At 57.1% G+C, this 21,448-nt stretch carries 18 protein-coding genes, 1 pseudogene and 1 riboswitch; of the genes and pseudogenes, 10 read left to right on the top strand and 9 right to left on the bottom strand.

The features are described 5' to 3' along the window. Positions 1 to 15 precede the first annotated feature (15 nt). The 9 genes and pseudogenes from GS605_RS09275 to GS605_RS09240 form a co-directional block, all read right to left on the bottom strand. Entirely contained in the window at positions 16 to 1,026 is a 1,011-nt protein-coding gene (locus tag GS605_RS09275; protein ID WP_171636159.1) for an iron ABC transporter permease, read from the bottom strand. A gap of 1 nt (position 1,027) precedes the next feature. Beyond that, a complete protein-coding gene (locus GS605_RS09270) occupies positions 1,028 to 1,978 on the bottom strand; it encodes an ABC transporter substrate-binding protein (RefSeq protein WP_245223510.1) in 951 nt (316 codons plus the stop codon). Between the two features lie 16 nt (positions 1,979 to 1,994). Then, complete coding sequence (locus GS605_RS09265) at positions 1,995 to 2,768, bottom strand: ABC transporter ATP-binding protein (protein ID WP_171723794.1); 774 nt, start codon at positions 2,766 to 2,768, stop codon at positions 1,995 to 1,997. Further along, on the bottom strand, positions 2,765 to 3,121 hold the full coding sequence (locus GS605_RS09260; RefSeq protein ID WP_171636155.1) for a DUF1636 domain-containing protein: 357 nt from the start codon (positions 3,119 to 3,121) through the stop codon (positions 2,765 to 2,767). The genes GS605_RS09265 and GS605_RS09260 overlap by 4 nt, the downstream gene beginning before the upstream one ends. A 97-nt stretch (positions 3,122 to 3,218) precedes the next feature. Further along, positions 3,219 to 3,416: riboswitch (cobalamin riboswitch) on the bottom strand. Between the two features lie 99 nt (positions 3,417 to 3,515). After that, positions 3,516 to 4,181, bottom strand: a complete 666-nt coding sequence (locus GS605_RS09255; protein WP_171723793.1) for a D-lyxose/D-mannose family sugar isomerase — start codon at positions 4,179 to 4,181, stop codon at positions 3,516 to 3,518. Positions 4,182 to 4,197: 16 nt separating this feature from the next. Then, on the bottom strand, positions 4,198 to 5,124 hold the full coding sequence (locus tag GS605_RS09250) for a carbohydrate kinase (RefSeq protein WP_171723792.1): 927 nt from the start codon (positions 5,122 to 5,124) through the stop codon (positions 4,198 to 4,200). A gap of 31 nt (positions 5,125 to 5,155) precedes the next feature. Next, positions 5,156 to 6,214: an ROK family protein gene (locus tag GS605_RS21040; protein ID WP_253283283.1), complete on the bottom strand. Its 1,059-nt coding sequence runs from the start codon at positions 6,212 to 6,214 to the stop codon at positions 5,156 to 5,158. Beyond that, a pseudogene (locus GS605_RS21035) lies at positions 6,191 to 7,492 on the bottom strand (GH1 family beta-glucosidase); the annotation flags it as partial. The pseudogene GS605_RS21035 and the gene GS605_RS21040, both read right to left, overlap by 24 nt. Further along, entirely contained in the window at positions 7,489 to 8,526 is a 1,038-nt protein-coding gene (locus GS605_RS09240) for a LacI family DNA-binding transcriptional regulator (RefSeq protein WP_171723790.1), read from the bottom strand. The gene GS605_RS09240 and the pseudogene GS605_RS21035, both read right to left, overlap by 4 nt. A gap of 220 nt (positions 8,527 to 8,746) precedes the next feature. Between GS605_RS09240 and GS605_RS09235 the strand changes: the two genes are divergently transcribed. From GS605_RS09235 to GS605_RS09190, 10 genes are all read left to right on the top strand, one after another. Beyond that, on the top strand, positions 8,747 to 10,105 hold the full coding sequence (locus GS605_RS09235) for an ABC transporter substrate-binding protein (protein WP_171723789.1): 1,359 nt from the start codon (positions 8,747 to 8,749) through the stop codon (positions 10,103 to 10,105). A 55-nt stretch (positions 10,106 to 10,160) separates the two neighbouring features. After that, positions 10,161 to 11,168, top strand: coding sequence for a carbohydrate ABC transporter permease (locus GS605_RS09230; protein ID WP_171723788.1), 1,008 nt, complete (start codon positions 10,161 to 10,163; stop codon positions 11,166 to 11,168). Positions 11,169 to 11,171: 3 nt separating this feature from the next. Then, positions 11,172 to 12,320 carry a carbohydrate ABC transporter permease gene (locus GS605_RS09225; RefSeq protein ID WP_171723787.1) on the top strand — a complete coding sequence of 383 codons (1,149 nt, stop codon included), beginning with the start codon at positions 11,172 to 11,174 and terminating at the stop codon, positions 12,318 to 12,320. Positions 12,321 to 12,329: 9 nt separating this feature from the next. Then, the gene (locus tag GS605_RS09220) at positions 12,330 to 13,985 is read left to right on the top strand and encodes an alpha-amylase family glycosyl hydrolase (protein WP_171723786.1); all 1,656 of its coding nucleotides are present in this window, start codon (positions 12,330 to 12,332) and stop codon (positions 13,983 to 13,985) included. 3 nt (positions 13,986 to 13,988) lie between these two features. Beyond that, complete coding sequence (locus GS605_RS09215) at positions 13,989 to 15,071, top strand: ABC transporter ATP-binding protein (RefSeq protein ID WP_171723785.1); 1,083 nt, start codon at positions 13,989 to 13,991, stop codon at positions 15,069 to 15,071. A gap of 71 nt (positions 15,072 to 15,142) precedes the next feature. Continuing rightward, positions 15,143 to 15,892, top strand: a complete 750-nt coding sequence (locus GS605_RS09210) for a sugar phosphate isomerase/epimerase (RefSeq protein WP_171636134.1) — start codon at positions 15,143 to 15,145, stop codon at positions 15,890 to 15,892. Beyond that, complete coding sequence (locus GS605_RS09205) at positions 15,892 to 16,938, top strand: LacI family DNA-binding transcriptional regulator (RefSeq protein ID WP_171723784.1); 1,047 nt, start codon at positions 15,892 to 15,894, stop codon at positions 16,936 to 16,938. Before GS605_RS09210 ends, GS605_RS09205 begins: the two co-directional genes overlap by 1 nt. Before the next feature lie 22 nt (positions 16,939 to 16,960). Then, complete coding sequence (locus GS605_RS09200; protein WP_171636130.1) at positions 16,961 to 17,710, top strand: basic amino acid ABC transporter substrate-binding protein; 750 nt, start codon at positions 16,961 to 16,963, stop codon at positions 17,708 to 17,710. Positions 17,711 to 17,774: 64 nt separating this feature from the next. Then, the gene (locus GS605_RS09195; RefSeq protein WP_171723783.1) at positions 17,775 to 19,421 is read left to right on the top strand and encodes an amino acid ABC transporter permease; all 1,647 of its coding nucleotides are present in this window, start codon (positions 17,775 to 17,777) and stop codon (positions 19,419 to 19,421) included. Next, entirely contained in the window at positions 19,418 to 21,382 is a 1,965-nt protein-coding gene (locus GS605_RS09190) for a beta-galactosidase (RefSeq protein ID WP_171723782.1), read from the top strand. Before GS605_RS09195 ends, GS605_RS09190 begins: the two co-directional genes overlap by 4 nt. The last annotated feature ends 66 nt before the right edge of the window (positions 21,383 to 21,448 follow it).

Raw genomic sequence — 21,448 nt, 5'->3', positions numbered from 1 at the left:
CGCAACCTTGGAAAACTAGCTTCCGCGATCAGATTTGAACAAATACAAAAAGACAAAAAGTGATCCTATTGACGTTGTGACGATTCCGACGGGCAACTCCTGCGGGGCCAGAAGAAGGCGTGACAAGATATCGGACAATGTCAGCAGAATCGCGCCCACGATCGCCGAGACAATCAGCAGGTTTCGGTGCAGAGTACCGGCGATGCCGCGTGCAATATGAGGCACCATCAGCCCGACAAAGCCGATGACACCGGCAACTGAAACGAAACTGGCCGTCGCCAAAGCGGCAACGAAAAACATGCTGAACCGCAGACCTTGAACGGGAATACCCAGTGACGAGGCTGTGAAATCCCCGGTCAGCAGCGCGTCAAGCCACCGACTGCGATAAAGTGAATAGCTCAGGATCAGGCCCAGTCCGATCAGGACAAGCGGGAATGTTTCCCATCTTGCCAGTCCCAGGCCGCCAAGCATCCAGAATATCACCGAATGAGCCGCGCGATTGTCGCCAGAGAAAATAAGGTAGTTGGTGATTGCGGAAAACAGAAAGGACACCGCCAGGCCAGCCAGGATCAGTTTTTCGGGTGCGCTCGTACGCAAGCCCTGAACCAGCGCCAGAACAATGCCGGACGCGATCAGGCCACCGCAAAATGCTGCCAGCGGCAACGTCCAGATTCCCAGGACATCCCCTGTGACGGTGATCACCAGAACGGCGCCGGCAGCAGCACCCGAGGACAGACCGAACAGAAACGGATCTGCCAGATCGTTTCGCGTCGTTGTTTGCAGAACGACACCAACGACGCCCAGCCCCGCACCAATCACGGCGGCAAACAGGGCGCGGGGCAGGCGAAGGTCGAAGACGATCCGGTGCAAGGGCGACATGTCTCCTTCCACCATACCGGTTCCGAGGCCGATTGCCGAAAAGACTTCGCGCACGGGGATTGGGGTGGTCCCATAGACGATCGACAACAGCAAAAGGGCGGTCAGAACAACCGCCCCCAGCACTATCAAACGGCCCAATTGGACCATATCAGTTGGTCTCCGGGTGCATCGCCTGTGCCATCTTCTCGATCGCCTCGATATTTGCCGGGCCGGGAGTCAGCTCTTCGTAACGCAGGCCAATCCAGCGCTCGTTCTTTACCGCGTCCGTTTGTGACATCACCGGGTGATCCTTGAGGAACTGGAAAGTGTCCTCTGCGCCGTTGCCGGACTGATAGTCGAGCAGCACCAGAAATTCCGGGTTAGCCGCTGCCACAGCTTCCCACGACGTGCGGCCCCAGCTGGTATCCAGATCATGAGTTACGTTCTCACCGCCAGCGGCTGCGATCATCGCATCGGGAATGGCGAACTTGCCGGCGGTAAACGGAGCATCGGCCGGTCCGTCCAACAGGAATACCCGCGGCTTTTCCAGATCGGCTGTTTTTGCTTGAATGGCGGACAACTTGTCCTTCCAGCCGGCAACCAGCGCCTCGGCCTTGTCTTCGACCTGCATGACCTTGCCCAGGCGCAGAACGTCATCAAACAACAGGTTCATGCTGGCTTCGGGGCGATCCTCGTCCAGATGCACGCAGCTTTCGGTCAGGATCATGGTCTTGATACCAAAGGGTTCCAGCGTGTCGGGCGTGACATCTCCGCCGGGTTTCATGCCATAGTACCAACCGGCAAAAAACAGATCAGGTTCGACGGCCACAAGGTTTTCAATCGTCGGGTATTTGGGGGCAAGCTCTGGGATGTCGCCGCGCTGAGCATCAAAGTCAGGGCTGGTTTTGTACCAGCCCGAAATCCCGGTAAGTCCCACGATCTCGTCCTGAAGGCCGAGTGCAAAGGCCATATCCGCCATGTTCATATCATGCACGACCAGACGTTCCGGCGCCGAGTCAAAAACCAGCGGTTCGCCGCAATTGTCCACGGTGACGGCTTCCGCTGCCACGCCACCTGCCAAGCCAGCGAAGACAACCACCGGCCAGAGTTTCTGCATCATATGTAAGCTCCTGTTATTATGACAATTTCCGTTTTCGGATGTCCAGTGCGGGGATCATGCGGCCTTCGTGCTGAAAGCACAGATAATCCACGCCGAATGTCTCACTTACCCGGTCTGGGGTCAGAACTTCGCCAACAGGCCCGAACCCCGTCAGGCGCGTGGCTTTCATCAACGCCACATGGGTGGCGAATTCCGGGATCATGACCAGATCATGGACGATCATGACGACCGTTACCCCCAGATCAGCGACCAGAGACAGCATGTGCCCCTTGGCATCGGGGTCCAGATGGTTGGTTGGCTCGTCCAGAAACAGCAAGGACGGGTTCTGTGCCAGCGCGCGCGCGATATGTGCGCGCTGACGTTCTCCGCCGGACAGTTGACCCATAGTTTTGTTGGCAAAATGCAACAGCTCGGTCGTCGTCAGCACCCGTTCAAGATCAGCCCTGTGCTGAGCCACCGAACGTTCGCCCTGAATCGGGATTTGCCCCAGCGCAACGTAGTCTTGCAGGCGCATCCGCCCGTCGGGCATTTCCTGCTGCCCGACCACAGCAATGGAGCGGGCACGTTGGCGGGCGGACAGGGTCCGAAGGCTTTGTCCTTCTATCCAAACATCGCCCAACGCAATCCGTTCAATCCCGCACAGCAGTTTCAGCAGAGTGGTTTTGCCGGCGCCGTTCGGCCCGGCGATTGCCAGAATTGATCCTTCTTCCAGACGAAAGGACACATCCTGCAACAGGATGTCGCCATTGAGCGCGTAGTATTCCAAATTCTCTGCAATCAGAAAACTCATGATGACCCCCCGAAAGGCAACGCGGGAATTCGCGATAAGGTCTTTGCGAAAAGGGCAGGGGGGCGGTCCGAGGCACTGGTCCAGCCGTCGTCGCTGTCGCCGAACTGGATCGCAAATTCGACCAAGGCAGACAGATCGCGGGATGTCGTGATATCGCCAAACAGGTACTGCGCTTTGCCCGGGGCCTGAAATCCGACGGTCATGGCCCGTTCACAACCTGCCATGCAGGCCACCATTCGGGTTTCAAAACCGTCAGGCAACCGGGCATCCAGCGCGTCTTGTGCGGCTTCGGCAGACATCGTCCCCTGACATGTTGAACAGATCAGAACGTAGTGATCAGAATAGCAGGTCATTGCCTTCTCCGTCGTTTGCCAGATGCAGACAGAGGGCACATACCCGGATATTACGCAAACGCGCCATCAAGCCTCCTTCCGAGACGCCCCGCCTCGGGTTGGTTCATAGTGTGATGGCAGGTCTCCTGACTTGCGGGTCGTTGCTCGGCCGACCTTCCCAACCCTTTTGGGTCAGTGGTGAAGTGGCGTCGCTCACCGCTTACAGTTGCGGGGGCAGTCACGGACTTGGCACATTCCAGCGCCGCACCGTGTTCCCATTTTCATCCCTAACGGAACCATCCCGCTCAGCTAGTCCGGCTACGCCTGACTTGTCAAGCGGCAGGCGAAAGGGTGGTGGACGGAATTGCAACGGTTGAGCCAGCGATCCTGCTGCGCCAGCCCGGACCGAACGGTGTCAATAGTCTGATACAAGAAGAAAATCCGGTTCGGTATCTTCCTCGACCTTTGAAAACCGTGGGATTGGCTTTTCAAACACATTGTCCGTTCGGTCGTCATTCACGGTCGATACCTCGCCAATAAGGCAATCGCCGCGCTCAGCCCAGAAAGCGTGCCAGATGCCGGGCATCAGAGTTACGCTTTGCCCCGGCTTCAGCCGCAAGTGCTCTTCGGGTTGCAAGGTTACAGGGCAGGCATCGCTTGGGACCGTCACCGGGTTGTCGCGGTCGACGCCACCGTTTGGATCCGACGCATGGATTTCCAGAACGAGATCGCCGCCGCCCCGGTTGATGATGTCTTCTGCCTTGATGATATGCCGGTGCATCGGAGAAAGCTGATTTTCTTTCGAGATCAACAGTTTTTCCGCATAGAGCATCCCGCGCCCGGATTTCAGATCCTTCGCCTCACCATTGCGCAAAGTGAATAGAAACAGTCCAAGTTCATCAAAACGGCCCTGGGCGTAATCGGTAATGTCCCATCCCAGCCCGCGGCTGCGGATCGTTTCGGCCAGAGGGCTGCGCATTTTCTCGGGCGACCAATCCGCAAAGGGTGGCAACACGGCACCGAAGGACTGAATGAACGCCTGTGCCCGGGTCTTGATACGGTTGATTTCGGATCGTTTCATCATGCCGTCCCACAGATCAAAGTTCGTGCGCCCAGGGGGGTTCTGCCCCGGCTCGGGAAACGGTCACGGCCGCCACGTCAGCGCCCAGTTCCATGGCTGCTTGCAGGCTTTCAACCGTCAATCCGCGCAGACCTGACTTGGTCAGATGCCCTGCGCGGCTGAGCTCGGTCAGAACGCCGGCGTTGAACGTGTCACCTGCGCCGATCGTATCGACCACTTCAACGGGCTTCACAGGAACCGAAACTTCGGAACCATCCGCCAAGTAACCGTGCGCCCCGTCACTGCCGCGCGTGACGATGACAACGGAAGGACCCGCCTGCAACAGCACAGACGCCTTTGCGGCTTCGGATTCAGCGCCCGGAATGATCCAGTCCAGGTCCTCGTCTGAAACCTTGACGATATCCGCACGCGAGATCATGCGGTTCAAACGCGTCCGAAACCGGGTTTGATCCTTGATGAAATCCGGGCGAATATTCGGGTCCAGCATCACCGCACGGTCGGAACCGTGGCGGTCCAGAAGGGCGGCATATGCATCTGCGCAAGGTTCACACGCAAGGCTGATTCCGCCGAGATACAGGGCAGAGACAGCGGGAAGCTGATCGGGCATGTCCTCGGGCAGCAACATCCGGCCTGCGGTGTTTTCATCAACAAAGCTGTAAGACGCGTGTCCATCCGAGAGCTGCACAAAGGCAAGCGTGGTAGGGCGGTCCGAGATGATGACATGTGTCGTGTCCACATGGCTCGCTTTCAGCGCATCGATCAGTTGCTGGCCGAACATGTCCGATGACAAACCTGTCAGCATCCCAACCGGAACACCCAGACGTCCCATCGCGACGGCTGTGTTCAGAACTGCACCACCAGTATGTGGCACAAAACCAATTGCGCCCGACGCGGTCGGTTCTGAAATCATATCTATCAGCGCTTCACCACAGCACAGGATCATGTCTTGGTCCTTCTTGGTACAGAGAATTCGGTCAGTCTGGTTGCTGTCTCAGCGCGTTCTTGCAGAAGTTGTTTGCGCCGATGATCCCGAACTCTGCCTGTTCAGACACGTAAAGGTTCAGGGAGCGGCGCAAGTCGCTGAAGCGGCCGCCGCCGTTGAACGCATCCTTGAAGTTGTCGCTGAATAGCCAGCGGTTTTTCTCGGCAACGCCGCCGACGAGGAAAACGCCTCCCTCTGGCATCAAGGTGACCGCCAGATCACCCATCAAAGCACCCAGATGGGTGGTAAAAATCTGCGCGGCTTTTTCGGCGACCAGATCGGTACCGTTGCGGGCATCGTTCAGAATTTCCTTTGCAGAGCGCGCCTGAGACCGCGCCTGACCGGCTGCCAATTCAACCGCCTGATACAGGATCGGCAGGCCGGTTCCGCTCAGGAACATTTCTGCTTCCAGCGCCAGGCTGTCGCCAAAGAAACAGCCCGGTGCGATGCGACGTGCCGCCTCAAAGATATCAACTTCGTCGCGATGGCGCGGGTACAGGCCCACGTGCCCGCCTTCGCCGGAGACCGTGTGATACCTGCCTTCGGAAAAAAGCAAAGCACCAACGCCAAGCCCGGTTCCGGGCCCTACAACCAGCCGTGTGCCTGCGGGCGGCGCCTCCTGACCCTGCAAGACCGCAACATCCGACCGAGTCACCTCGGCCACTGACCACGCCGCAGCGGTGAAATCATTTATGACAAAAGTGCGCTCTGCTCCTGTTGCTTTCGTCAGCTCGGTTTCCGAAAGATCCAGGTTCGCGTTGGTCAACTGAATCGTTCCGTCCCTGACCGGCCCGGCTCCGGCTGCTACGACGGCCTGTGGGTTGGTTCCGATCTCGTCCCTGAGGTCATGGAACGCCTCGAGCAGATCTTCCAATGTCCCCGTCGGGTGTTTCCGAAGATCTGCCAATTCTCCGTTCGTAACAACGCCCAGACGTGTGTTCGTACCGCCGATATCCGCAACCAGGTTCCAATGCTCATGCACGGCACCGAATGGTTGCGCTAACGGCCGAGAGACACTCTGACCCCCGGACAGGGCGGATTTCAGCGCCATGAAAGACGCTTTGGGCGTTCTCGCAAGTGTTTCGAAATCCACGTCCACCAGTCCAAACCTCTTCTCGTACCCGAAGGCCCATTCATAATTGTCCAGCAGCGACCAGACAAAATAGCCATTCACCGGAACACCTTGTGCCAAAGCGTCCAGTACGGCCGCAAGGTGCTTGTCGAGATAATCGATACGATCATCGTCCTGCACGCGCTCCTCACTCGCCATACCGTTTTCGGTGATATAGATTGGCAGGGCGCCCGTATAGTCTTTCCTTGCTCTGACAAGAAAGCGGGTTAGGGCAGAGGGATCGATTTCCCATCCCATCTGCGTTTTGGGTAACGGTCCGGGAACCTCTTGCAGGCTGGGCCAAGCGGTGTCCGCCGGGGCTATCAACTTTCGGGTATAGTAGTTCAACCCGCACCAATCGACTTGTGTGCCGATGGTTTCAAAGTCGTTCTGCCAGCCCTTGGGCAAGTGCGGCTCCAACCCCTCCAGGGCTATTTGGGGATATTCCTTGTTGAAAACACCGCCAAGGAAGAACCGGTTGTAGATCGCATCGTAGCGATCTGCCGCAAGCCGCGCATCTGCGCTGTCATCCGCGGGCTCGGACCATTCGAGGTTGAACACGGCACCCAGATTGCTCATCCCAAGACTGCGCATGGTCTGAATGGCCCGCCCGTGGGCCAACAAAACGTGATGCATCGCCCGGGCCGCGGCGCGGATATCGCGCAGACCGGGCGCATGGTGGCCTTCAAAATGGCTCAGCCAACTGACGCACCAGGGTTCGTTGATCGGCGCGGCACTGAACATCCGGTCTCCGATCCGACCCATGATGACCTGTGTATAATCCGCGAACCAATCCGCGACGTCGCGATTGCACCATCCCCCCTGATCCGCAAGCGCTGACGGCAATTCCCAATGATAAAGCGTCACACAGGGGCGGATACCGCGCTCCAGCAGGGCGTCCGCCAATCGGTCATAATAATCCAACCCTGCCTGATTGACCTGACCACGCCCGTCGGGCAGTACGCGTGCCCAGCTGGTTGAAAAACGATAACAGTCAAACCCGGCCTCGCGCACCAGATCGAAATCCTGCTCGAACCGGTTCAGGTGATCGCATGCGACGTCTCCGTTTTCCCCGCGCACCACGTTGCCTGGCGACGCCGCAAAGGTATCCCAATGAGTTCGCCCCGCCCCGCCCTGTGCGTGGCCTTCAATCTGGTACGCAGAAGTGGCAACACCAAAGAGAAAATCTTTGGGAAAGTCAGCGCGTGCGTATTTCATGGTTGCACCCTGTTGGGTGCAGGGCCGGTTGACCTACCAACGACCAGCTCGGCCTCCAGCAGCCTGGTTTTGACGGGATCATTCGGGGATTTGATGCGCTGGATCAACATGTCAGCCGCCATTTCACCCGCCTGACGGACGGATGAGCGTGTTGCCGTGAAAATCGGAACATCCTGCCCGTTCTTCAAATAGGACAGGTCGTCGTCATGGGCGATCACTGACACATCCGTACCCATCTCAAGCCCGTTTTCGGACAGCGCACGCCGTACGCCGATGGCAGAGATCATCGATGAACACAAAATAGCGGTCGGAGGGGAATCGAGGCGCAACATGTTCTGCGTTTCGTGATGGCCGTAAACCTCTGTCATTTCAGCGCTGCGCATCAGATTTGCATCGGGCGCAAGCCCGGCCTGACCAAGCGCCTCAAGATATCCGTCGCGGCGGCGTTGGGCAAAATCCATATCTTCCAGACCGTTGATCAGAGCGATACGGCGATGGCCAAGGTCAATCAGAAAGCGCGTGGCGCGCATGAACGAACTTTTGTTGTTCACGTCGATCCAGTCATACTGAGCGTCGACGCCGGTCGAGCGTCCGTGCACGATGAATGGGACGCCCATGCGGGTCAGGACTTCGATCCGTGGTTCGTTTACTTTGGGGCCTTGCAGCACGACTCCGTCCACCGCGCCGCGCTTAAAAAGACTCCGATACGCTTCTTCAATCGAAGTGTCGTCGGCATTGGTGAACATCATGTCATAGCCATGTTCAGCGTATTTCTTTGCGGCACCGGCGACGAAATCTCCGAAGATCGGGTTGACCATTTCATGCCGGGACGAGCTGGGAATGACGTGGCCGATCACCATCGATCGTCCGGTCGCAAGCCCTTTGGCGCGACTGTTCGGCCGGTACCCGTGTTTGCGTGCCGCGGCTTGAACGCGCGCACGTGTGTCCTCGCTCACTTCGGGGTACCCGTTCAGCGCCCGGCTGACCGTAGTTTGCGAAAGGCCCAGAACTTCCGAGAGCTGCTTCAGGTTCATTTTACGATTCAAAGCGCCTTAAATTGAGTGGCTCTTTTTTGTTTTGTGAGCAAATACGGCATCCGTCAACTTGTTTTGCGTTAAAAGCAAAAAATATAATTTATTTTGGCGCTGGGAAGCAAAATATTGACAGGGTGCCGATGTTAGCGGATAACACACGTCAACCAAAGCGCTTTGAAAGCGAGTCTTTGAGTACATGAAAGCTTGGGAGGAGGATTTGATGAAACACGGGCTTTACGCAGGTGCGGCGGCACTCGCCCTGATGGCCGGATCAGTTCAGGCAGAGGGTGAGATGATCCACGCCGTCGGCGAGGGCAGTTTTGACTGGGATGGGTTTCAGGCCTTTGCCGAAGCGAATGATCTTTCCGGCGAAAGCCTGACCATTTTCGGCCCCTGGCTGGCTGGCGAGGGCAAGTCCTTCGAAAACCTCGTGGCCTATTTCGATGAGGCAACAGGCGCGAATTCCAGCTATGTGGGTTCGGATTCTCTGGAACAGCAGATCCTGATTGATGCGGCCGCAGGCTCGGCGCCGAATCTGACTGTTTTCCCGCAGCCTGGTTTGGCGGCAAACCTCGCAAAACAGGGCTATCTGACGCCATTGGCCGAAGGCACTGCGGACTGGATCAAGGAAAACTTCGCCGCGGGACAATCCTGGGTCGATCTGGGTACGTTTGAGGACGCGGAAGGGTCTGACGATTTTTACGGGTTCTTCTTCAATGTGAACGTCAAATCGCTGGTTTGGTACGTGCCCGAAAACTTCGAAGACTTTGGGTATGAAGTGCCCGAAACCATGGAAGAATTCAAGGCTCTGATGGATCAGATGGTCGAGGACGGCGAGACGCCTTTGTGCGTCGGTCTGGCCTCGGGCGGCGCAACGGGTTGGCCTGCGACGGACTGGGTCGAGGATCTTATGCTGCGTACGCAACCACCTGAAGTCTATGACCAATGGGTGTCGAACGAAATGAAGTTCGATGATCCCCGCGTCATAGCCGCGATTGAGGAATATGGCAGCTTTACCCGCAATGACGACTATGTGGTAGGTGACGCAGACGACACAGCGGCAATCGATTTCCGTGACAGCCCCAAAGGTCTTTTCGATAGCCCGCCCGCTTGCATGATGCATCGTCAGGCTTCGTTTATTCCCGCCTATTTTCCGGAAGGCACCGAATTGGGGGTGGATGCTGATTTCTTCTACTTCCCGGCTTACGCTGAAAAAGACCTGGGGACACCGGTGCTTGGGGCAGGGACATTGTTCACAATCACCAACCCAAACCCCGCAGCCGAAGCCTTTCTGGAGTTCCTCAAGACACCTTTCGCCCATGAGATCATGATGTCGCAGGACGGTTTCCTGACGCCACATCTGGGTGCGGACCCGGCGAACTATTCGAATGATTCACAGCGGGGACAGGGTGAAATTCTGACCAACGCAACGACCTTCCGCTTTGACGGGTCCGACCTGATGCCCGGTGCAGTCGGGGCAGGTACGTTCTGGACCGGGATGGTCGATTACTCGTCGGGTGCAAAAGATGCAGCCACCGTGGCACGTGAAATCCAGGCCTCCTGGGACGCAATCAAGTGACCAACTCATGGGGCGGTCCTGAGGCCGCCCCGTTTGCCAAACGGATGGGCGTATCATGACACCCGCATTACAAGGCCTGCTGACGATCGCCATCGGCGTGTCGGGTTGCGTGGGCTACTTCTATCTTTCCAACCAGTTTCTGGACAAAGTCCTGTTTCCGCCGCGCGGGCCAAAGGCGGGCCGAAACATCAACCGTGCGAACTTGATCCGCCCGTGGTTGTTTCTGTTCCCGGCGCTTGCTGCATTGGGGCTGTATCTGGCGTATCCGGTGGTTGAAACCTTGCGCCTTTCGCTTACGGAACGCGTGCCCGGTGGCGGATACCGTTGGGTTGGCCTGGACAACTATACCCAAATGGCGGCGGAGCCGAAGTTTTGGGAAGCCATGCGCAACAACATGTTCTGGCTGATCGTCGTGCCGGCCATGTCAACGGCTTTTGGTCTTCTCGTGGCGCAACTGACCGACCGCATCCGCTGGGGCAACTTTGCCAAATCCCTGATTTTCATGCCGATGGCCATTTCATTTGTTGGTGCATCGGTGATCTGGAAACTGGTTTATGATGCGCGACCAGCGGAACAGGACCAGATAGGCATCCTGAACGCGCTGTACATCTTCTTCGGCGGAACCGAACCCAACACTTGGTTAACAATCCCCTTCTGGAACAGTTTCTTTCTGATGGTTGTCCTGATCTGGATACAGACGGGTTTCGCGATGGTCATCCTGTCGGCGGCCTTACGCGGTATTCCCGAAGAAACCATCGAGGCGGCCATTTTGGATGGGGCCAATCCCTTTCAGATCTTCTTCAAGATCAAGGTACCGCAGATCAAAACCACGATCCTTGTTGTTTGGACGACGATCACGATCACCGTTCTCAAAGTGTTCGACATCGTCTTTGCCATGACGAACGGCCAGTGGGAGACGCAGGTGCTGGCAAACTACATGTACGACAAGCTTTTCCGGGCCAATGACTGGGGCGTCGGATCCGCCTCGGCCATGGTGATCATGTTGCTTGTTACGCCGATCCTCGTCTGGAACGTGCGCAACGCGCGCAAGGAGATGGAGTAAGCCATGAGCGACATCGCCGGAACCAAACCAGCGCTCAGATGGGTGGTGCATCTGTCAGTCATCTTCCTGGTGGCTCTTTGGGTCATTCCTACGCTTGGCTTGTTGATTTCGTCCTTTCGGACGGCAGATCAGATTTCGTCCAGCGGCTGGTGGCGGTCGCTGTTTCCCTCTGAACAAAACCTGACGCTTCGCAGTGCCGCGCCCGAGACGCAGGTGCTGGAAAACGGACTGTATGTCATTCAGGGGGCGTTGTTCGGCGAAGATGAGCAAGCAACGATTTCCAGATGGGGGATCAGTTCGCGCGAGGTTGATGCATTTAAACCGGGCCAAACAGCCGAGCTGCGCCGAGGTGGTACGATCACGGTGGATGCGGCGGGCAACTATCGTATGGAAAACACCGAGGAATTCACCGGGAAACGTGGTGCGCGCATCTTCGTAACAGCGGAACTGCCACCCGAGTTCACTTTGGAAAACTACCGAAAGGTTCTTCTGGATCAGAGCAGTACGGACAGCATGGCCAAGGCGTTCTTCAACACGCTGACGGTGACCATCCCTGCAACAATCATCCCGATTCTGGTTGCCGCCTTTGCGGCTTATGCGCTGGCGTGGATGGAGTTTCCCGGGCGCGCCCTGCTGATTGCGGCCGTTGTTGGCCTTTTGGTCGTTCCGCTTCAATTGGCCTTGATCCCGTTGCTGAAATTTCACCTCAATATCGGGATCGGCAAAGGCTATCTGGGAGTCTGGCTTGCGCATACAGGCTTTGGGATGCCCCTGGCGATTTACCTGCTGCGCAACTACATGGCCGGATTGCCGCGTGATCTGATCGAAAACGCCCGCGTCGATGGCGCCACAGAGTTTCAGATCTTTACCAAACTGATCCTGCCACTCAGCTTCCCGGCGCTGGCGTCTTTCGCGATTTTCCAGTTCCTGTGGACATGGAATGACCTGCTTGTTGCCAAGGTTTTCCTGATCGACGCGACCGGCCAGACAACCGTGATGACGAACCGAATCGTCGAACTGCTGGGTACACGTGGCGGCAATTGGGAAATCCTTGCCACCGCTGCCTTTGTCTCGATCTTCGTGCCGCTGGTCGTCTTCTTCGCAATGCAAAAATACCTGGTCCGGGGCCTGCTGGCCGGATCTGTCAAATAGAGGCGTCTGATGAACGTGCAGAACAACCCTGAACAATGCAAAGCAACGAAACTGTCTTCGGACTGGTGGCGCGGTGGTGTGATCTATCAGATCTACCCACGCAGTTTTCAGGACAGCAACGGGGATGGGATCGGTGATTTGAAGGGCATCACTGCGCGACTGGATTACATCGCCTCGCTGGGCGTTGATGCAATCTGGATCTCGCCGTTTTTCAAATCGCCGATGAAGGATTTTGGTTACGACGTCAGCGATTATCGCAACGTCGACCCCATGTTCGGAACGCTTGAGGACTTCAAAGAGCTTCTGGATCAGGCGCATGCCAAAGGGTTGAAGATCATGATCGATCTGGTTCTGTCGCACACGTCGGACCAGCACCCTTGGTTCAGCGAAAGCCGCAGCAGCCGTGAAAACCCGAAATCCGATTGGTATGTGTGGGCTGACCCCAAGCCGGATGGCACGCCACCAAACAACTGGCTTTCGATCTTCGGCGGCTCGGCCTGGCAATGGGATGCCCGACGGCTGCAATATTATCTGCACAACTTCTTGACATCGCAGCCGGATCTGAATTTCCACTGCCCGAATGTTCAGGATGCGTTGCTGGACGTGGCGCGGTTCTGGCTTGATCTGGGAGTGGATGGCTTTCGGCTGGATACCATCAATTTCTATTTCCACGACAAGGCGCTGCGCGACAATCCTGCGCTGCCGATGGATCAACGCAACGCCACGATCGCACCGGCCGTGAACCCCTACAACCATCAGGACCACCTGTTTTCAAAAAGCCAGCCCGAGAACATCGCCTTCCTCGAAAGACTGCGGGCCTTGACGGACGAATATGAAGGCCGGGCTTGTCTGGGCGAGGTCGGAGATGCGCAGCGTGGGCTCGAGATCATGGGCGAATACACATCCGGGGATAAGCGGATGCACATGTGCTATGCCTTCGAGTTCCTGGAAAAACGTGCATTGACGGCCACTTACACCAAGCACGTTTTCGACCAGTTGGAAGCGAAGGCAGGTGACGCATGGCCATGTTGGGCATTTTCCAACCACGACGTGCAGCGTCACGTCTCGCGCTGGAATCTGGATGACGCCGCAACCCGCCAGCACGCGGTTCTCATGATGTGCCTGCGCGGCTCTGCCTGCCTTTATCAGGGCGAAGAACTGGGCCTGCACGAAGCGGATGTGCCGTTCGAGAAACTGCAAGACCCCTACGGCATCGAGTTCTGGCCCGAATACAAGGGCCGCGATGGCTGCCGCACGCCGATGGTTTGGGCGGCACAAGATGAACAATCGGGTTTCAGCACAGCAGAGCCCTGGCTGCCGGTAAACGCACAGCAGGCCGGGCAGGCGGTGGACCGATTGGAGGCGGATCCAGGCTCGATGTTGAACCACTACCGTCGCGCCATTGCCTTGCGACATGCGCATCCTGCTTTGGCAGCGGGGGCGCAGACCGGCATGAAGGAAACGGGTTCGATTCTGTCTTTTATGCGTGACGATTCGCATGAGCAGATATTTTGCGCGTTCAATCTGGGCACGGATTCTGCCGCGTTCAAGCTGCCCGAAGGCAGTTGGCAGGTCATGGGTCAGGACCTGGGCGGTGTCGAAGGAAGCGGCAACGTTGTCCTGAACGCGGCGCAGTTCATCCTGATGTACAGGAAAAAGGGATAAAGCATGTCTGAACTCAACCTCACGGACGTCGCCAAGTCCTATGGCCCTGTCGATGTTTTGAAGAACATCAACCTCGACATCGAACAAGGCGAACTGATCGTTTTTGTCGGTCCTTCCGGATGCGGCAAGTCCACCCTGCTGCGGATGATTGCCGGGTTGGAGAAGATTACAGGCGGCACGCTGGAAATCGAAGGGCAGGTCATGAACGATGTTCCGCCTGCACAGCGGGGCATCGCGATGGTGTTTCAAAGCTATGCCTTGTATCCCCACATGACCGTTCGCGAGAACATGGCCTTTGCCCTGAAAATCGCGAAGATGCCCACGGCCGAGATTGATGCTGCCGTAGACCGTGCCGCTCAAATCCTTCAGCTGGAACCATTCCTGGACCGCCTGCCAAAAGCTCTTTCCGGAGGGCAGCGTCAACGGGTTGCCATCGGGCGCGCGATCGTACGTGACCCAAAGGTGTATCTGTTCGACGAACCCCTCTCGAACCTCGACGCGGCACTTCGGGTGGCCACGCGGATCGAGATCGCGCGTCTGAAAGAGGCCATGCCTGACAGCACCATGATCTACGTGACCCACGATCAGGTCGAGGCGATGACACTGGCCAGTCGGATCGTGGTATTGGCCAACAAGGGCATCGCGCAGGTCGGGACACCGCTTGAACTGTATGAGGCGCCTGACAACGAGTTTGTTGCGCAGTTCATCGGTTCGCCGTCCATGAACCTGCTGTCCGGCACAATCACCGGAACCGGCGAAACGACCACCGTTGAACTGTCATCAGGCGGGATTGCAAGATCCGCGGTTCCAACCGAAGACAGTGACCTGGGGAAAAAGGTCAATATCGGGGTGCGCCCCGAAGATTTGGCGATGACGGAAGACTCCGCGATTCTGTCCGGCAAGGTGGATTTCACCGAAGCCCTGGGCGAAGTCACGCTGCTGTATTTTGAGAAAACCGATGGTGCGGATGCAGTCATTGCAAAGCTTCCGGGGGTTCAGCGGAACCTGCGCGGCCAGACGGTCTCGGTCACGGCCTCACCGGACAAGGTGCATCTGTTCCACAATGGATTGTCCATGCGCAAATAGCAGCGAAACGCAGTTCTTGACAGAATTGCGTTTTGTGTTTCACCATAATTGAAACGTTTCAATGGTGAAAAATGCGGGTATCGGCGCAGCTTTACACGGTTCGGCAATACGGTGACCTCTCGGACCAACTGAAGTTGGTTTCCGCTTGCGGGTTTTCGGATATCGAAACTACCGGTCTGCATGACATGACACCGCAAGAGATGGCACGCATCGTCCATCAATCAGGTCTTAACCTTCGTTCTGCACATTTTGATTGGGAGGAGTTCCACGAGCGTTTCGACGAGATCGTTGAAGTACTGCACCTTTTGGAATGCCAGGTGGCGGTCATGCCTTGGCTGGCGCCACAGGCGCGGCCCGGCACTGTCGAGGGATGGAAGGCAGTGTCGGGCCAGTTGTCCGATTGGGCAGATCAACTTGGAGATCACGGCGTCAGTTTGGCCTATCACAACCACGACTTTGATCTGTTCGGCGCGCCGGGAAAAACACCTCTTGAACTGATTCTGGCGCAAGAAAACATCTATTGGCAGCCCGATATCGGTTGGATTGTCGCGGCCGGTCAGGACGTGGCTGACCTGCTGGTGCGCCATGCGGATCGCATCCTGTCGGTTCATGCAAAGGACGTGGATCCGCAGGGCGGATCAGGCGACAGGCGCTGGCGCAATCCGGGTGAGGGTGTTGTCGATTGGGACGCCACGATACGAGCCCTTTCAAGCACCAAGTGCACCGACCTTTTCGTCGAGCATGATGAAACCGCCGATCACAGGCGCACCTTGCAAATGGGGCGGTTGTTTTTGACTGAACGGCTTGGGGGTATCGGCTGATGGCGCGGGCAACGATCAAATCGATCGCCCGTATGACAGGCTATTCAGTAGGCACGGTTTCAAACGCCCTGCGCGGCGCTTCGTCGGTTAAACGGGAAACGCGGGAAGAGATCCAAAAGGCGGCGTCCGAGCTTGGGTATCGGGTCAATCTGGACGGCCTGAAGCTGCGCACCAATAAATCCTACAGGATTGCGGTATTGGTCAGCGTTTCGGGCAGTGCCGCTGAAGAGTGGGAGGGTGTGGAGTTCACCCGGATCCTGGCCGGAATATCCGACGCGGTTCAAGGGTCACGCTATGAGTTGAGTGTCTTCAGTGTACGAGATGTTGAAGCCGCATTGCAGACCCTGCATTCCATTGTACAGGAAGGATTGGCAGACGGCGTAATCTTTTCGGGAACTCGGGTGAATGACCCGCGTATCGCCTATCTGCAAGATGAGGGATTTCCGTTTGTCACATACGGGATGAGTGACAGTGCCCAACCACATCCTTACGTGGATCTCGACAGTCAGGCTGCTGCTTTTGATGCAACGTCTCGGCTGCTGGCATTGGGGCACAGGCGGATAGCGCTTATCAACCCGCCGGATGACCTGATCTATGCCCGTCAACGACTTCAGGGATACTCTGATGCTTTGTCGGCCGGTGGCATGGAGTTTGACCCGGCCCTTGTTCTTCCCGGCCCGACCACGGCGAAGACCGGGCAAAGGGCCTTTGCGGCGCTCATGCGAATGCGCAACCGGCCAAACGCCATCATTTGCGCCAACGAGGCGATGACCCTTGGCGCATTGTCCGCCGCCGCCGATATTGGCGTTCAGGTCGGCAGGGATGTCGTCGTCATTTCAAACGACGATCTGAAACTCAGCCAGTATTTCGTCCCCCCGCCCAGCACCTATTATTTGCCAATCGGCGAGACCAGCCGCCTGCTGGGTGAATACATGCTAAAAACACTGGACGGCGTTGATCCGTCGGAAACGCAAAAAAAGATCAGGGCCACATTGATCGAGCGGCAACCTGACACCCCGGCGCCGGGTATGGCGCAGACCAACTGAGCCAACAGAGGAGAAACCGAACATGTTCAAAAACCTATTTGCCGTTGCAACGCTTGCAATGCTGACAGCGCCTGCGGCCTTTGCCGCCGATCTGGAAGGTCGCGTTCTCAAGATCGGAACGGATGCGACCTATCCCCCGATGGAAACCGTCGACGAAACAACTGGCGAAATCGTAGGCTTTGATGTCGATGTGATGAATGCAATCTGTGAAAAGATCAATTGCGTTCCGAATTTCGTAAACACCGCCTGGGATGGCATCTTTGCGGCGCTTCAACAGGGTGAGTTCGACCTGGTCATCTCGGGCGTATCGATCACGCCCGAACGTGAAGAAACTATGGACTTTTCCGAACCGTACATCGTTGTCAGTCAGGCCATTTTGATGCAAGTCGACAACGCGGATTTGACGCTTGAGGATTTCAAAGCGGGTGGCCAGAAACTGGCGGCACAAACCGCGACGACCAACGCCCAACTGGCGGAAGAGCTTGTAGGGCGCGAGAATGTCAGCCTCTACGACAATTTCTCGGCGGCTATCCTGGCGCTTCAGAACGCAGACGTGCAAGGGGTGATCATCGATGGCACCTCTGCCGCGGCCTACGAGCAGGAGTTTGCCGGAGAACTGACCGTAGGCATCACAGGCCTGCAATCCGATCCATTGGGAATCGTGTTTCAGGAAGGTGACCCGACGGTGGATGCAATCAATGCCGGTCTTGCCGCCATTCAGGAAGACGGCACGCTGGACGCGCTGAAGGCCAAATACTGGGGCACAAACTGATCCTCCAAGCCCTTCTGGGCCCGGCGGCAGTCGTTGCCGGGCCATGTTTCAGCGGAGAAGTTCCATGTCGCGTCTCAGCACGATCCGCCCGAGCAATCTTGTATTGCTCGCAGCCGCTCCCTTCATCGTCTATCTGTTCGCCACGTCCTCGAAATATCTGCGATCTCTGATTGCAATTCTGGGGATCGGCAACAATGCAGGGCCGATTTTCGTCGGCTTTCTGCTGATCGTCTCGGTTGCAATCCTTGGATATCTCTGCGCCCGGTATGCACGTTTTACCAATCACGCCCCCGGCTGGTTGCGCGCTTCGGCCCTTGCGGCGCTGCCCGCGTCAATTGCGCTTTTCGTCATAAGCTTTTTATCTCCACAGCTTTTGATGCCCTTCGCGGAATCCGTTTTCTTTCATGCGCTCAGCGAGAACACATCAACCCTGATCGACCGGTCCAGTCAGACGTGGGTGTTGTATCCCGAAGTCGTGACCCAGATTCAGACAGGACTGCAAGTTCTTCTGGCCGCATACACAGGTGTTGTCGCCTTGAGCCTGCTGTCCGCGGGGTTGCAACCCCCTTGGCGCAGGCGCGTTCTTTTGGGGCTGGAATGCCTTACAGGTGCGGTTTTGTTCTATCTGATGTTCATGGCCCACTGGCAGTTCGCGACGGGCGTTGCCATTACGTTTCGCGCAGCCATCTTCGCCTATATCTTCTCGGCCATTCTGGGCTTGATCTGGGTGGGGTTGCAATCGTTCAAACCACGGGCGCGCACCACGATTCTGTATGGTTCCATCAGCCTGTCATTGCTTGCGATATCAGCCTTTTTCTTCATGCAGCCGCAGGTCAGTTACGTTCTGGTCGGAAGCACCGAAGGGCGCATTGCCATTGTGCGCGGCACACCACAGGCGCAGGCTGACATCATCCGGTATGGAGAGTTCGACGGTGCCGGCGAACAACAATACCGCATACGCAGCGCCACTGATGCAGCGGCCGCCCTGGAGCAGATTGAAACCGTCGACAGCGTTTCCGGAGCGTTTGTTCCCGTGGATGCTCATTCACAAGGCTATCCGGTTCTGTGGCAGACCAGTTTCTTGCCTGACAAATACCGCAATCCCGCTCTGGCTTTTGCTGTTTTCGGCTTTCTGCTGCTGACGCTGACCATTGGCGGCGCACAGCACAAGCTGCATCCCTTGGCGGTTGGGGCCGAATTTTTCGTGGACACGATACGCGGCATTCCGATGTTGGTGATCATTCTTTACATTGGCCTGCCCTTGGCGGGCGCGGTCAAGGATGCCACGGGGGGCGGCATTGATATGACCAACATGACACGCGGGATCATCGCGATTTCGGTCGGGTATTCGGCCTATATGGCGGAAATATTCCGATCTGGGATCGAGGCCATCCCGAAAGGGCAACTGGAAGCAGGCAGTTCGCTGGGCTTGTCGCGCTGGCAGACGGCGCGGCTGATCGTTCTGCCGCAAGCCCTGCGGATCGTCACCCCGCCATTGGGCAACGAATTCATCGCGATGATCAAGGATACCTCGTTGCTGTCCATCCTGTCCGTCCGCGACATGACCCAAAGGATGCGAGAGTTTCAGGCAGCAAGCTTTCTGCCCTTTGCGCCGTTCAATACGGCAGCAATTCTGTATGTGGTACTCACCCTCTGTTGCGCAAGCTTCCTGAAATGGATCGAACGGCGCACGGCAAAGGACAACCGATGAGCAAACTGGAGCTTGGGGTTTGCTACTACCCCGAACAATGGGACCCGTCCCAGTGGCGCAGTGACGCCGCGCGGATGGTCGAGATGGGTTTGGATTGGGTTCGAATCGCCGAGTTCACCTGGGGTCTGATTGAACCGGAACGCGGCCGGTTTCATTGGGACTGGTTGGATGACGTCATCGAGATTCTGGGGCGGGCCGGCCTGCGGGTCATGATGTCGACTCCAACGGCTGCGCCTCCCAAATGGCTGATTGATGAGCACCCCGAAATTCTGCCGGTTGGCCCGGACGGCCGGGTCAGGGGCTATGGTTCCCGCAGACATTATTGTTTTTCCAGTGACGTGTACCTGGCCGAGGCGCAAAGGATCGCCACGGAATATGCCGCCAGGTATGGCCAGAACCCGCATGTCCATGCCTGGCAGATCGACAATGAGTACAATGACCACGACACCGTTCTCAGCTATTCTAATGCTGCCCAGGCGGGCTTTCGGCGCTGGCTGGCAAAACGATACGGCACAATTGACGCATTGAACGAGGCCTGGGGGACCGTGTTCTGGGGGAGCCTTTATTCCGGCTTTGACCAGATTGAACTGCCCAATGGTCTGGTCGCTACACCCAACCCCACCCATGCCCTTGATTTCAGGCGCTATTCCTCGGACCGGGTGCGGTTGTTCAACAAGACACAGGTGGACGTGCTGCGCGAACATGCGCCGGGTCGAGATATCACGCACAACTTCATGGCCGGCAGTTTCGAATTCGATCACCACGCAGTGGCCGCCGATCTGGATATCGTCGGCTTTGACAGCTACCCGCTGGGTAATCTGATGGGCTCAACCCTGTCAGAGAAGGAAAAGCGCCGTTATCTGCGAACCGGCGCGCCTGATTATCAGGGATTTCATTGTGACCTGTATCGCAGTCAGGGGCGGGGGCGGGTATGGGTGTTGGAACAGCAGCCGGGGCCGGTGGACTGGGCGGCACAAAACCCTTCCCCAGCCGAAGGGATGGTTCGGCTTTGGACCTGGGCCGCATATGCACACGGCGCGCAAGCTGTGATGTTCTTTCGATGGCGACAGGCAAAGTTCGCGCAGGAACAATACCATACAGCCTTGCTGCGCTCGGATGGCAGTGTGGATCAAGCCGCGCTCGAACTGGCTCAAATTGTGAAGGATCGTGAAAAGCTTCCGCCGACGACGCGCGGAAAAGCCTCCGTGGCGATGATGCTGGATTACGCTTCGATCTGGGCGGCCGATATTCTGCCGCATGATGATGACTTCCCCAATTCCCATGTCTTCCGTGAATGGTACACTGCCTTGCGCAGTCTGGGGGTGGACATTGATTTTGTGGGTCCCCAGGATGGTTTGGAAGGTTACGCCCTGATCGTGCTGCCGCAAAGCATGATCGTGACCCCGGATCTGGCCGCAAGACTTAAGGCTTCGGGGGCAAAGCTTTTGATTGGTGCCCGGTCCGGCAGCAAGACGGCTCAAATGCAGACGCCTTCAAATCTGGCGCCGGGTGCGTTGGCGGATCTGACCGGCGTCCGTGTCGTCCGTGTCGAATCGCTGCCGGATATTGCAAGAGAATCCGTGCTGTTGCAGAACGGTCAGCTTTTTGACTTTGCCGGTTGGCGCGAAATCATCGAGACCGAGGCAAATGTCCTGGCGCGCTTCAAAAGTGCCTATTGCGACGCCAGCCCAGCGGTTGTCCGGTCGGATCGTGCGACATATCTGGCCATGGTGTCCTGCGGTGCGCTCTTGCACGAGATTATGCGCGATGTCTTGGAATGGGCAGGGCTGAAGCCTCTGGACTGCGATCCAGACTTACGTGTAACCCGCTTCGGTACGTTGCATTTTGCCTTCAATTTTGGTGACATGTCCAAACCTCTGCCTGGTGGTGGATCACGACGAATTTTGATCGGCTCTGATCCGGTCGGCGCGCACGAATTCACAGTCTGGCAGGTAAACTAACGCCCTGAGATTCAACCAAAACGTGTCAAAAACAAAAACTGGATATAAGATTTCCGCAAACTGTCA

It is taken from the genome of Ruegeria sp. HKCCD7559 (genome assembly GCF_013110575.1).
Classification (GTDB): domain Bacteria; phylum Pseudomonadota; class Alphaproteobacteria; order Rhodobacterales; family Rhodobacteraceae; genus Ruegeria.
The sequence above is the reverse complement of the archived record's forward strand: the minus strand, read 5'-3'. Positions and strand labels throughout refer to the sequence as shown.